Origin of the sequence: Streptomyces sp. V4I2, from assembly GCF_030817655.1 — a bacterium.
GTDB lineage: Bacteria > Actinomycetota > Actinomycetes > Streptomycetales > Streptomycetaceae > Streptomyces > Streptomyces plumbiresistens.
In genome coordinates, this window is sequence record NZ_JAUSZM010000003.1 from 8022015 (window position 1) to 8034852 (window position 12838).

Genomic DNA, 12838 nt, shown 5'->3' on the forward strand with positions numbered 1-12838 from the left:
CCGGGGGCCCGAGTTGCCCGAGGCGATCACGAAGAGCGTGCCGGTCGACGCGGACAGCTCGTCCACCGTCTCGCTCAGCGGGTCCGAGGGGCCGGAGGCCGTGCCGCCGAGGGACATGGAGACGATGTCCGCGCCGGATTCCGCCGCCCACTGCATGCCGGCGATGATCCACGACGACTGGCCGGAGCCCGCGTTGTTGAGGACCTTGCCGACCATCAGCTCCGCGCCCGGCGCCACCCCCTTGCGCCTGCCGTCGGAGGCGGCACCCGAGCCGGCGATCGTGGACGCGACATGGGTGCCGTGACCGTGGCCGTCCTGTACCTCCTGATCGGGCACGAAGGTCTTCGATTCCGCGATCTTGCCCGCGAGGTCCGGGTGTCCGGCGTCCACGCCCGTGTCCAGGACGGCGATCTTGACGCCCTTGCCGTCGTAGCCGGCCTGCCAGACCTCGGGGGCGCCGATCTGCGGGACGCTGACGTCGAGGGACGCCTTGACCTTGGCGTCCAGCCAGAGCTTGTCGAGGCCGCCGTCGAGCTCCCCGGCCGCCTTGGCCGTGGGATCGGCGGCCGTCTTCTCGGCGTCGGGGGCGATGTCCGCCCAGAACCTCTCGGCGGTGGACTTCTTCGCGCTGAGCGCGGCGCCGTCGATGCCGGGAAGGGACAGCGTCCTGCGCGCGCCCTCGGGGGTGGTGTTCCCCTGGCGGTAGGTGGCGATCAGCGGGATGGCGCCGGTCTTCGAGTCCGCGTACCCCTGCTTGACGAGTTGGGTGACGTTGAACAGGGCCGGGTCGAGACGGCCCGCCTGAAGCAGCGGGATCGCGTCGTTCGGTACGACGCTGACCTCGCCGTTCTCCTCGCTCGACAGAAAGGTGGCGGACTCGCGGCCCTTGCCGCGTCGGACGTCGACGGCGGACTTGCCGTCGGCGCCGGTGGTGAGTGTGACCGTGTCGCCGGTGATGAGGGTGACGGTCTGCGTGCTCGTGGTGCCGGGCTTGGTGGCCGACTTGGTGACCGGGGACGCGGGATCGGCCACTGAGGGCGTGATGGCCCCCGTGAGCAGACCGCCCGCGGCTGCCACGGCCCAGAGGGCGTGGAGTCTTCGCATGTGTGGACTTCCTCCCCTGAACGCTGAACGCTGAACGCTGAACGCTCCCGGCCTGGTGAGCGGGAGCCAGTGATCAGAGTGAGCGCTGCGTGGAAAGCGGCTCAAGGGAATCCTGTGGCCGGGGAGTGCCAATGCCCCCTTCGGCCAGGGGAACCGGCGCTTTCGTAGGTCTTCGTCAGGTCTTGTCGTCGCACGGCTGCGGCTCAGTCGGATCACAGGGTTCCCTCAGCCTGCCGGGACAGGATCGAGACATGTCTGGCATTCCCCCGACCCGATACGGCCGCCTCGGCGCGCCGAGCGCCGACCACGAGCCCGGACTCACCGAGCCGCACGCCGTCAGGCCGCCGGAGGACGGGAGATGAGCGCGCGCTCGCGTGGGCGGTCCCTGCGCACCCGGCTCCTCGTCTTCGTCGGCGTCGTACTCGTCGGCGTCTGCCTGGCCATGGCTCTCACCACGGTCCTGGTCCAGCGCGCCTACCTGCTCGGCGAGTTCGACCAGCGGGTCGCCAACGCCGCGGAGCACAGCCGGGGCGTCGTCCGGACCGGGCCGGGCATCGGCACGGACCTCGGGTTCCTCACTCGACAGGGCCAGGCGGTCGGCACGCTCGCCGCCCGGCTCGACGACGACGGGGACATCGTGGCCGCCGAGGTCGTGACCAAGGACGGCGGGTCGCAGGCGCTCACGGCACCCCAACGCGCCCCCCTCGCCGGCATCGAGGCCGACGGCTCCCTGCACACCCGGACGCTTCCCGGCCTGGGCACCTACCGGGTCTCCGCCTTCGACGCCGACGGGAGCCTCGTCCTCACCGGCCTTGCGATGGGCGAGGTACAGGACATGATCCGCAACCTGATCGCGGTCGAGGCCGGGGTGGCCGGCGCCGGCCTCGTCGCAGCGGGCGGTGTGTGCGCGGTCGTCGTCCGGCGCCAACTGCGTCCCCTCGGCCGGATGGCGGCCACCGCCGCCGAGGTCTCGCGGGCCACCGCCGCCCAGGCCTCTTGGTCCCTCCCGAGCCACCACGAGCCCGCCGCTCTCACCCGGGTGCCCGAACACGACACCGCCCCTGGCAACGAGGTCGGCCAGGTCGGGGCCGCGCTCAACCGCCTGATCGACCAGGTCGAGTCCTCGATCACCGAGCGCCGGCGCAGCGAGGAGCAGGTGCGCCGCAGCGAGGAACGCATGCGCCGCTTCCTCGCCGACGCCAGCCATGAACTCCGTACGCCGCTCGCGTCCATCGCCGGATACGCGGAGCTGATGAACCGGGGGACCGGTCCCATCGAGCCGGTACTGGCCTGGCGTCGCGTGTCCGCCGAGTCGGCCCGGATGACCGGCCTGGTGGAGGACCTGCTCCTGCTGGCCCGGCTCGACGAGGGGCGCCCGTTGCAGTCCGCCGAGGTCGACATGGCGGCGCTGGTCGCGGAGGCGGTGTGGGACGCGCGGGCCGCGGGCCGCGGCCACGACTGGCAACTCGAACTGCCCCTCGACGCGCCCGCGCTGGTCGCCGGTGACGCGGCCCGGCTCCGCCGGGTGGTGGCCAACCTGGTGGCCAACGTGCGTATGCACACGCCTGTTGGCACGACCGTGGTGGTGTCCGTCGAGGCCGCGCCCGCCCGCTGCGTCATCCGGGTCCGCGACGACGGCCCCGGCATCCCGCCCGCCCTCCTCCCCACCGTCTTCCAGCCCTTCACCCGCGCCGACGCCTCCCGGTCCCGCACGGACGCGCGAGCGGGAGGGGCGGGGTTGGGACTGGCCATCGCGGCGGCGATCACGTCCGCGCACGGCGGTCGCATCGACGTGCACAGTGTCCCCGGGCGCACGGAGTTCACCGTCGACCTCCCGGCAGCGGATCAGCCGGCGGGGGTGCAGGCGGCCCGGAGCAGGCCGGCGTCGGTCTAGGCGATCCGGTCTCGGCGACACGCCCGTGGCACAGGCGTTCTCCTTCGCCAACCGCTACGGCCGCCGCCTCGCGCTCGACCGGAAGACCGGCGCCGTGCGGTGGACCACGGACAAGCTGGACGACCCGGATACGTCGGCGCAGGACAGGATCCCGAGCGTGCTGCTCGTGAAGGACGCGATCGTGGCCGTGGCGGGCGACACGGCCTTCTCCGTACGCCCGGACCGCACCGGCACCTCCTGACCTCCCCCGCACCACTACTGACGGCACGAGTACCTCGGGGGCCGCACTCACCGAGGTGCGGCCCTTGTGCGCCGGCCGTTTACAAGTGGGCCACTCGGCGCTAGCTTCCCCCACAGGTGGGTGGGAGCGCTCCCACAGGGTGGACCGGAACCTGCCCCGTGGTCGCCCCCACCCCCCGCATCCGCACAAACGTCCGCGCAGGCGTATCCGCTGCGCACCCGCACACCCACACACGGCCCGTACCTCAAGGAACGGACTGATATGTCATGATCACGACAAAAACAGCCTCGGCGGGATCCCCGCGCCGATTAGTGCTCCCCACCCGCGCCAGAGCCCTCTTCCTCGTCCTCGTGGCCCTGCTCGCGACGATCCCGGCGCTCAGCCTGGTCGTCACGGCCGGCGGCGAGGCGGAGGCGCACGGCACCCCGATGAAGCCCGGCAGCCGTACCTTCCTGTGCTGGCAGGACGGCCTCACCGACACCGGTGAGATCAAGCCGGTCAACCCGGCCTGCAAGAACGCCCAACAGGTCAGCGGCACCACGCCGTTCTACAACTGGTTCTCGGTACTGCGCTCGGACGGCGCCGGCCGCACCCGCGGCTTCGTGCCGGACGGCGAGCTGTGCAGCGGCGGCAACACCAACTTCACCGGCTTCAACGCGGCCCGCGACGACTGGCCGCTCACCCACCTCACCTCGGGCGCGACCGTCGACTTCTCGTACAACGCCTGGGCGGCGCACCCGGGTTGGTTCTACGTCTACATCACCAAGGACGGCTTCGACCCGAAGCAGACCCTCACCTGGGACGACATGGAGGACCAGCCCTTCCTCAGCGTCGACCACCCGCCGCTCAACGGCAGCCCGGGCAACGTCGAGGCCAACTACTCCTGGAACGGCAAGCTCCCCGACGGCAAGTCGGGACGCCACCTCATCTACATGGTGTGGCAGCGCTCGGACAGCGCCGAGACCTTCTACTCCTGCTCCGACGTCGTCTTCGACGGCGGCAACGGCGAGGTCACCGGCATTCACGACCCGGGCAACCCGACCGACCCGGTGCCGGGCACCTGCACGGCCACCCGTAAGACGACGGGCAGTTGGAACGGCGGCTACCAGTCCGAGGTGACCGTCACCAACTCCGGCGACGTGCCGATGCTGGGCTGGATGGTCGACTGGACGCTGCCGGGCGGCCAGAAGGTCGACAGCTTGTGGAGCGGCAACGCGACCTACGCCGGCCAGGCGGTGATGGTCCACAACGCCGACTGGAACGGTTCGCTGGATCCGGGGGAGAGTACGACGTTCGGCTACGTCGTCTCCGGCTCCGGCGGTGACACGGCGACGACCCTTCCCTGCCGGGTCGGCTGAACCGCCGCCGGCCGGTCCGTCGCCTCGAACCGCTGCTCAGGGCGGACCCGGTGGGCTGTGTGCCACCGGGTCCGCGAGCCGGCCGGGCGTGGGGGGAGAACGTCCGGCCGGGTGAGGTCGGCTTGTGCGAGGCCATGGGGCGACAACGTTGTCCGATGACCTGTGCATGACTCTACCGCTCCAACGGACAACGATGTCATCCGGTGGGCGCTGAGCCCTTCAGGTGCCCCGCCCGCTCATTCACGTCCGCTCATTCAAGCCCGCGCTGGACTCAACACGCCTGCCAGCCAGTCCAGTTGGCGTCGCACATGCACCGCGTCGCCGCCTTCGTGACCGTTGTACGGATAGGCGTGGATCTCCTTGCTGGGATCCACGTCGGCCAGCTCCCCATAGCGGTTGAACGCGGCGTACGCCCCGCTCGGCGGGCACACCGTGTCGCGCAGGCCCACGCCGAAGTGTGCCGGGGCCTGCGCGCGCCGGGCGAAGGAGATGCCCTCCAGGTAGGACAGGGTGCGGTAGGCCGCCTGTTCGGCGCCCCGGTGGACGGACAGGTACGCGGTGATCTCGCCGTACGGGGCCGCGTCGGTGAGGTCGAGGGCGCGTCGGATGCCGCACAGGAAGGGGGCCGTGACCAGGGCCGCCGCCACGTCCGGCACCAACCCCGCGACGGCCAGGGCGAGGCCGCCGCCCTGGCTGTTGCCGACGACCGCGACGCGGCCGCTGTCCGTCCCGGGCAGTTCCCGCACCGCGGCGACCGCGCGCACCGCGTCCGTGATCAGGCGGCGGTAGTGGTGGTCCCGCGGCGCGAGCAGGCCGCGTACCGCGGGGCCGGGGCCGCCCGGGGCGCCCGCGTGCGGGTCGGGGGTGTCGCCGCCGCAGCCGTACTGGTCGCCCTGGCCCCGGTTGTCCATGAGCAGGTGCGCGTATCCGGCGTTCACCCAGGTCAGCCGCTCGTGCGGGAGGCCGCGTCCACGGCCGTACCCGGTGTACTCGACGACGGCCGGGAGCGGCTCGCGCACCCCGGCGGGTCGGCTGTACCAGGCGCGGACCGGATCGCCGGCGAAGCCGCGGAAGGTGACGTCCCAGGTCTCCGTCAGCCGTAGACCGCTGTCCGCCGGGCGGGCCGACGCCACCGGGTCCCTCTGTCCGGCCTCCTTCAGGGTGCCGAGCCAGAACTCGTCGAAGTCGGCGGGCTCTTCGGGGTCCGGTCGGTACTGCTCGAGCTCTCTCGGGGGCAGGTCGAACGCGGGCACGGCGGCACCTCACAGGCGTCAACGGGGCGGCTCGGTCCGATCGTTGCGGCCACAAGTCGGAAAGTTCCGTCGCGATCGCGCCGATCCCTTCATCTCTTCCACCCTCGTCCCGAGGTGAATCCAGGGCGGCGCAGTCGTCTCATGGCTCAACTTTCCCCACTGCAGCTCCCATTGACAGCGCTTTCTGCTGCCCCTAAGTTGCCGCGAAGTTACCGGTAAGAGCTCGAAAGTTTCGGTTCCGCGTCCCATGCCACGGGAGGCCCGAGCATGAGCACGTCCACCACGTCGGCCCCACCGCCGGGCACCCAGGACCCCCCTCCGGCCCGGGCCGCGCCCCGCCGCCGTACGCGAAAGGCCGCGCGCCCCGGATGGCGGCGGACCCTGCGCCGGGACTGGCAGCTGTACTCGCTGGCGGTGCTGCCGCTGCTGTTCTTCCTGGTCTTCCGCTATCTGCCGATGATCGGCAACGTCATCGCCTTCCGGCGCTTCGAGCCGGGCGGCTCGATCTTCGGCGAGCAGTGGGTGGGGCTGCGCTATGTGCGCATGTTCCTCACCGACCCCACCTTCTGGCAGGTGTTCCGCAACACCCTGTGGCTCGGCGGACTCACACTGGTCTTCTGCTTCCCGATCCCGATCGTGCTGGCGCTGCTCCTCAACGAGGTGCGCAGACGCTCGCTGAAGCGGTTCGTGCAGTCGGTGTCGTACCTTCCGCACTTCCTGTCGATCGTGATCGTCGCGGGCATCACGATGCAGATGCTCGCCACGGACGGCCCGGTCAACCACGCGCTCGGCTGGTTCGGGCACGAGCCGATCCGGTTCATCCAGGAACCGGAGTGGTTCCGCACGATCTACGTCGGCTCCGAGATCTGGCAGACCGCCGGCTGGGGCACGATCCTCTACCTCGCCGCGCTCACCACGGTCCACGAGGACCTGTACGAGGCCGCGCGCATCGACGGTGCCAACCGCTGGCAGCAGATCTGGCACGTCACCCTGCCCGGCATCCGGCCCACGATGATCACGCTGCTGATCCTCAACATCGGCACGTTCATGGCGGTCGGCTTCGAGAAGGTTCTGCTGCTGTACAACCCGCTGACGTATCCGAAGGCCGACGTGATCTCCACGTACGTCTACCGGACCGGTGTCGAGTCCAACAGCTTCAGCTACGCCGCCGCCATCGGCCTGTTCGAGGCGGTCATCGGCCTGGTGCTGATCTTCTCCGCCAACCAGCTCTCGCGCCGCACGGTGGGGACGAGCCTGTGGTGAGCGTCAACCGGCCCACGCGTGGATACCGCGTCTTCCAGGGCGTCAACGGGGTGATCCTCACCCTCGTCGTGATCGTGACCCTGTACCCGTTCGTGAACATCGTCGCGCGGTCCTTCAGCGGAGAACGGCAGATCCGGGCCGGCGAGGTGGCGTTGTGGCCCAAGGGCTTCAACCTGACCACATACAAGATCGTGTTCCAGGACTCGATGTTCTGGCGGAACTACGGCAACACCGTGCTCTACACGGTCGTGTCCACCGTCATCGCCATGGTCCTGACGACCTGTTACGCCTACGTCCTGTCGAAGAAGCAGCTGCGCGGGCGCGGACTGCTCGTCGGCATCGCCGTGTTCACCATGTTCTTCACCGGCGGTCTGATCCCCAACTACGTGCTGATCAGCAGCCTCGGCATGAAGAACACCATCTGGGCGCTGGCGATCCCGAACGCGATCAGCGTCTTCAACCTCCTGGTGATGAAGGCCTTCTTCGAGAGCCTGCCGACCGATCTGGAGGAGGCCGCGCAGATCGACGGCCTCAGCACGTACGGCATCCTCCTGCGGATCGTGCTGCCGCTGTCCAAGGCGGTCGTCGCGACGATGATCCTGTTCTACTCGGTGGCCTTCTGGAACTCCTGGTTCGCGGCGTTCCTGTACATGGACAGCACCGAGCTGATGCCGGCCACCGTCTATCTGCGCAACCTCATCTCGGGCGCCACCGGCGGCGGCAACGCCGGTGCCGCCACCGAGCAGCTCAGCCAGGTCGGGGCGAACATCCAGTCGGTCACGATCGTGCTCACCGCGCTGCCGATCCTCTGCGTGTACCCGTTCGTCCAGCGGTACTTCGTCTCGGGCGTGATGCTCGGCGCGGTCAAGGGCTGACGGCACCTCAATTCACTTACGGAACAAAGGAGTATCCGTGACGAACGCAGGAGAGTTGTCCCGGCGTCAGATTCTGGCCGCCGCAGGATTCATCGGCCTCGCCACCCTCACCGGCTGCGGCAGCGGGGACGACGGCGGGGACTCCAAGGACCTGGCGAAGAAGCAGAACGGGGCGATGAAGGAGTACCGCGCCGGCCAGCAGTTCAAGGCCGCCAAGGCGCTGTCCTTCTCGGTCCTGCACAACAACAACCCGGTCTATCCGACGAAGGACAGCTGGCTGTTCTGGAAGGAGCTCACCAAGCGCACCGGTGTCACCCTGAAGCCGGTCGACGTCCCGCTCGTGGACTACGAGAAGAAGCGCAGCGTCCTGATCGGCGCGGGCGACGCCCCGTTCCTCATCCCCAAGACGTACCACCCGGCGGAGGTCGCCTTCGTGTCCTCCGGCGCGATCCTGCCGGTCAGCGACTACGTGCACCTGATGCCCAACTACCGGGCGAAGGTGAAGAAGTGGCGTCTTGAGCCCGAGCTCGACTCCATCCGGCAGTCCGACGGCAAGTACTACCTGTTGCCCGGTCTGCACGAGAAGGCCAAGTCCGGCTACTCGCTGTCCTTCCGCACGGACGTCCTCGACAGGCTCGGCCTGAGCCTGCCCACCACCTGGGACGAGGTGTACGAGGTCTTCAAGGCGATCAGGGCGGAGTACCCGGACCGCTACCCCTTCTCCGACCGCTGGAGCATCAACACCCCGTACCCCGTGGCCGCCCTCCTCAGCTACCTCGGGCAGGCGCACGGGGTCAGGGCGGGCTGGACGTACGACAACATCAGCTATGACTCCACAGCGCAGAAGTTCGTCTTCACCGGCGCGCAGGACGGCTACCGCCGGACGGTCGAGTTCCTGAGAAAACTGGTCGCCGAGAAGCTGATGGACCCGGAGAGCTTCACCCAGACCGACGACGCCGCGGTGCAGAAGCTGCTCGGCGAGAAGTCCTTCGCGATCAGCGCCAACCCGCAGGAGCTGGTGCAGAACTACCGCTACAACCTGGAGAAGCAGGTCGAGGGCGCGAAGATCGAGATGATCCCGGTGCCGCTCGGACCGGCGGGGCCGGTCCTCATCGGCGGCAGTCGCCTCGAGAACGGCGTCATGATCTCCAGCAAGGCGCTCAAGAGTGACAGCTTCGTCGCGATGATGCAGTTCGTGGACTGGCTCTGGTACTCGGACGAGGGCCAGAAGTTCTGCAAGTGGGGTGTCCAGGGCGTCACGTACACCGAGTCCGGCGGCACCCCGAAGCTGGAGTCGGGCATCAGCCTCATGGGCTCCGACCCGGACGCCCCGAAGGACCTGCAGAAGGACTACGGCTTCTTCAACGGCGTCTTCACCTACGGCGGCAGTTGGGCACTGGTCTCCTCCTCCTTCAGCCCGGACGAGAAGAAGTTCCAGGCCGCCATGGCGGAGCGCAGAGAGCTGCCCATCGCCCCGGCGCACCCGCTCCAGTCCTTCGAGCAGGAGCAGGCGACGCTCTGGGACACCCCGCTCCGGGACCACGTCACCCAGAACACCCTGAAGTTCGCCCTCGGCAAGCGCCCGCTGTCCGAATGGGACGCCTATGTCGCCGAGTTGAAGGCGAAGAACATGGACCGGCTGGTCGACCTGCACAACAAGGCGCAGGACCGCTTCAAGAAGGAGAACGGGTGAGCCGTGTGCCCGCCGGGTCGAGCGGCCGGCTCTCCGGCGCCTGGCGGTTCCGCGTCGGCACCGGCCGCCTCGATCTTGCCCTGGTCACGCGGCACGGCGACGGCCGGGTGACCGTCCTCGCCCGGGCGCCGGTCGACGCGAGCGGCGAGACGCCCGGGTCCGAGCGGCACGCACCGCGCCGGTCCGTCCCCGTCGCCGCACGGGAGGCCTTCGTACGACGCTCGCTCGTGGACGAGGAGCACGGTAACGCCCGTACGGCCTGGCAGCGCATGGCCGGCCCGCGTTCGCCCCGCCCGCACCAGATCGACGTACTGCACGAAGCCGCCGAGCCCGCCCGCCCGCACCTGAGGCTGCCGGCCCAGGACGGCCGGGTGGACCTGGACCTGACACCGAGCCGCCATGAGGTCACCCTCGTCGAGGTGACCCCCGTCGAGGACGAGGCACCGCCGTGGACGGACGAGCGGCGGCCTCTGGGGAAGGAGCCGCAGTGAGCACCAGCACGTCCGTCACCTTCGGGGAGGGCGTCCTCTCCCGGGCCGCCGCCCTGATCCACACCCTCGTCACCGTCGAAGCGCTGCTGCTCGCCGCCGCCGCGCCGGGCCTGGCCGGACTGCTGCTGGTGGGCCCCGACGCCGCCAACCTCCCCCTGGCCGCCCTGTGCCTCCTGCCCCTCGGCCCGGCCCTGTCCGCCGCCCTGTACGCCCTCCACCACCGCGACCGGGACCTCACCGACCTCCACCCGGCCCGCACCTACTGGCGGGGCTGGCGGCTCAACGCCCTCCCGGCCCTGAAGCTGTGGACGCCGCTGCTCGCCTGGCTGACCGTCCTCGCCTTCACCCTCACCCACTTCTCCGCCACCGGCCTGCCCGGCTGGTGGGCGGTGCTGCTCGCGGCCGTCGGCGCCGGCTCCCTCCTCTGGGGCGCGCACGCCCTGGTGCTCACCTCGCTCTTCGCCTTCCGTACCCGCGACACGGCCCGCCTCGCCGCGTACTTCCTGTTCCGGCACGGCCGCGCCACCCTCGGCGCCGCCTCGCTGCTCGTCCTGGCCGCCGGACTGACCGCCCTGCTGACCGAGGCCCTGCCCGCCCTGCTGGCCGCCCCGCTGCTGCTGTCCCTGCTCCACAGCGGCCGCCCGGTGATCGCCGAGACCCAGGAGGACTTCACCGCATGACCGTGCCCGGCACTCCCAAGATCCCGTACGGCGGTGACTACAACCCCGAGCAGTGGCCGGAGGAGGTCTGGGACGAGGACCACCGCCTTTTCGAGACGGCCCGCATCGACACCCTCACCGTCGGCGTCTTCTCCTGGTCGCTCACCCAGCCCGCTGAGGACACCCACGACTTCACGGTCCTCGACCGCATCCTCGACCGTGCCGCCGCCGAGGGCCGCCGAGTCTGCCTCGCCACCGGCACCGCCGCCCTCCCGCCCTGGCTCGCGAAGAAGTACCCCGAGGTCAACCGCACCGACTTCGAGGGCCGCCGGCACCGCTACGGACAGCGCCACAACTTCTGCCCCAGCTCACCGGCGTACCGCCGCCAGGCCACGGCGATGGCCGCCCGCCTCGCCGAACGATACGCCCGGCATCCGGCGTTGCTCTCCTGGCACATCAACAACGAGTACGGCGGCGCCTGTTACTGCGAGCTGTGCGCCGAGGCCTTCAGGGACTGGCTCCGCGAGAAGTACACGCCTGGTGCACCACCTGGGCCGAGATCGAGCCCCCGAACGCCCTCACCGAACACTGGCGCGGCCCCGACCACACCGCCTTCCAGGGCACCACCCTCGACTACTTCCGCTTCACCACCGACGCCCTCCTCGGCTGCTTCCTCGCCGAGAAGGACGCGATCCGCGCCCACGACCCGGACACCCCCGTCACCACCAACTTCATGGGCATGTACCGCCCCCTCGACTACCACCGCTGGGCGCCCCACCTCGACTTCGCCTCCTGGGACAGCTACCCGCCCCTCGACGCACCGCCCACCTGGCCCGCCCTCGCCCACGACCTGATGCGCGGCCTCAAGGGCGGCGCCCCCTTCTGGCTGATGGAACAGACCCCGTCCACCACCGCCTGCCGCGACGTCAACCCCCTCAGGCGCCCCGGCGAACTCCGCCTCGCCACCTTCCAGGCCGTCGCCCACGGCGCCGACGCGGCCCTGTACTTCCAGATGCGCGCCTCCCGCGGCGCCTGCGAGAAGTACCACGGGGCGGTCATCGGCCACGCCAGCCGCGACGACACCCGCGTCTTCCGCGAAGTAGCCGACCTGGGAAGGGAGTTGGAGCTGCTAGGAGACGCGAGCCTCGGCGCCCGCACCCCCGCCCGCACCGCCCTGGTCTTCGACTGGGACAGCTGGTGGGCCCTGGAGATCTCCGACGGCCCCTCCCGCCTCGTCCGCTACCAGGACACCGTCCACGCCTATTACCGTGCCGCCCGCGAGGCCGGCGCCGACGTGGACGTGATCCCCCAGACCGCCGACCTCACCCCGTACGACGTGGTCCTCGCCCCCGCCCTGCACATGATCAAGGGCGACCTGGCGGCTCGCCTGGAGGCGGTGGCCGCACGAGGTGGCACTGTCCTGACCACCTTCCTCTCCGGCCGCGTCGACGAACACGACCGCGCGTTCCTCACCGACGTCCCCGGCCCGCTCGCCCCCCTCATGGGCATCCGGATCGACGAATGGGACTCCCGCGCGCCGGAGTTCGTCCAGACCGTCCCCGAGCTGGGGGCGGAGGCCCGTCTCGTCTTCGAGATCGTGCAGCCACGCGGCGCCGAGCCGGTCGCCACCTACGGCACCGACTTCTACGCGGGTACCCCGGCCGTGACCCGGAACCGGTTCGGCGAAGGCGAGGGCGAGGGCGAGGGCTGGTACGTCGCCACCGCCCTCGACCAGCCGGGCGTGGACCACGTCGTACGCCGCATTCTCGCCCGCCACCACCTGCTCGGCCCGTACGCCGACCAGCCGGGCCTGGAGTCCGCGACCCGCGTCGCCCCGGACGGAACCGGCCTCCTCTTCCTCCTCAACCACACCACCGACCCCGCCCACCTGACCGCCCACGCCACCGCCACCGACCTGCTGACCGGCAAGCGGGTCGAACAGGGGGAACCACTTACCCTCGACCCACTCGGCACAGCGATCCTGCGCATGCAATAGAGCAGATCAAC

At 70.3% G+C, this 12838-nt stretch carries 9 protein-coding genes and 2 pseudogenes; 9 read left to right on the top strand and 2 right to left on the bottom strand.

All coding sequences use genetic code 11. The annotated features are described in order from the left end of the window. Positions 1-45: 45 nt before the first annotated feature. Positions 46-1104, bottom strand: a pseudogene (locus tag QFZ76_RS37720) (S8 family serine peptidase); the annotation flags it as partial. 358 nt (positions 1105-1462) lie between these two features. On the opposite strand from QFZ76_RS37720, the gene QFZ76_RS37725 reads away from it, so the two are divergent. From QFZ76_RS37725 to QFZ76_RS37735, 3 genes are all read left to right on the top strand, one after another. Beyond that, entirely contained in the window at positions 1463-2998 is a 1536-nt protein-coding gene (locus tag QFZ76_RS37725; RefSeq protein WP_307677869.1) for an ATP-binding protein, read from the top strand. 25 nt (positions 2999-3023) lie between these two features. Continuing rightward, positions 3024-3239, top strand: a complete 216-nt coding sequence (locus QFZ76_RS37730; RefSeq protein WP_307677870.1) for a hypothetical protein — start codon at positions 3024-3026, stop codon at positions 3237-3239. A 266-nt stretch (positions 3240-3505) separates the two neighbouring features. Next, positions 3506-4597: a lytic polysaccharide monooxygenase gene (locus QFZ76_RS37735; protein ID WP_307677871.1), complete on the top strand. Its 1092-nt coding sequence runs from the start codon at positions 3506-3508 to the stop codon at positions 4595-4597. Positions 4598-4851: 254 nt separating this feature from the next. Here the strand turns inward: QFZ76_RS37735 and QFZ76_RS37740 are convergent, their stop codons facing one another. Further along, positions 4852-5850 (bottom strand): acetylxylan esterase, encoded by a 999-nt coding sequence (locus QFZ76_RS37740; RefSeq protein WP_307677872.1) that lies wholly within the window; start codon positions 5848-5850, stop codon positions 4852-4854. Between the two features lie 267 nt (positions 5851-6117). On the opposite strand from QFZ76_RS37740, the gene QFZ76_RS37745 reads away from it, so the two are divergent. From QFZ76_RS37745 to QFZ76_RS37770, 6 genes and pseudogenes are all read left to right on the top strand, one after another. After that, on the top strand, positions 6118-7113 hold the full coding sequence (locus QFZ76_RS37745; RefSeq protein ID WP_307677873.1) for a sugar ABC transporter permease: 996 nt from the start codon (positions 6118-6120) through the stop codon (positions 7111-7113). After that, positions 7107-7988 (top strand): carbohydrate ABC transporter permease, encoded by an 882-nt coding sequence (locus QFZ76_RS37750; protein ID WP_307677874.1) that lies wholly within the window; start codon positions 7107-7109, stop codon positions 7986-7988. Before QFZ76_RS37745 ends, QFZ76_RS37750 begins: the two co-directional genes overlap by 7 nt. 37 nt (positions 7989-8025) lie before the next feature. Further along, positions 8026-9681, top strand: coding sequence for an extracellular solute-binding protein (locus tag QFZ76_RS37755; protein ID WP_307677875.1), 1656 nt, complete (start codon positions 8026-8028; stop codon positions 9679-9681). Next, entirely contained in the window at positions 9678-10172 is a 495-nt protein-coding gene (locus QFZ76_RS37760; RefSeq protein ID WP_307677876.1) for a hypothetical protein, read from the top strand. Before QFZ76_RS37755 ends, QFZ76_RS37760 begins: the two co-directional genes overlap by 4 nt. Next, the gene (locus tag QFZ76_RS37765; RefSeq protein WP_307677877.1) at positions 10169-10852 is read left to right on the top strand and encodes a DUF624 domain-containing protein; all 684 of its coding nucleotides are present in this window, start codon (positions 10169-10171) and stop codon (positions 10850-10852) included. The genes QFZ76_RS37760 and QFZ76_RS37765 overlap by 4 nt, the downstream gene beginning before the upstream one ends. Continuing rightward, positions 10849-12827: pseudogene (locus QFZ76_RS37770) on the top strand (beta-galactosidase). The gene QFZ76_RS37765 and the pseudogene QFZ76_RS37770 overlap by 4 nt, the downstream one beginning before the upstream one ends. Positions 12828-12838: the final 11 nt, after the last annotated feature.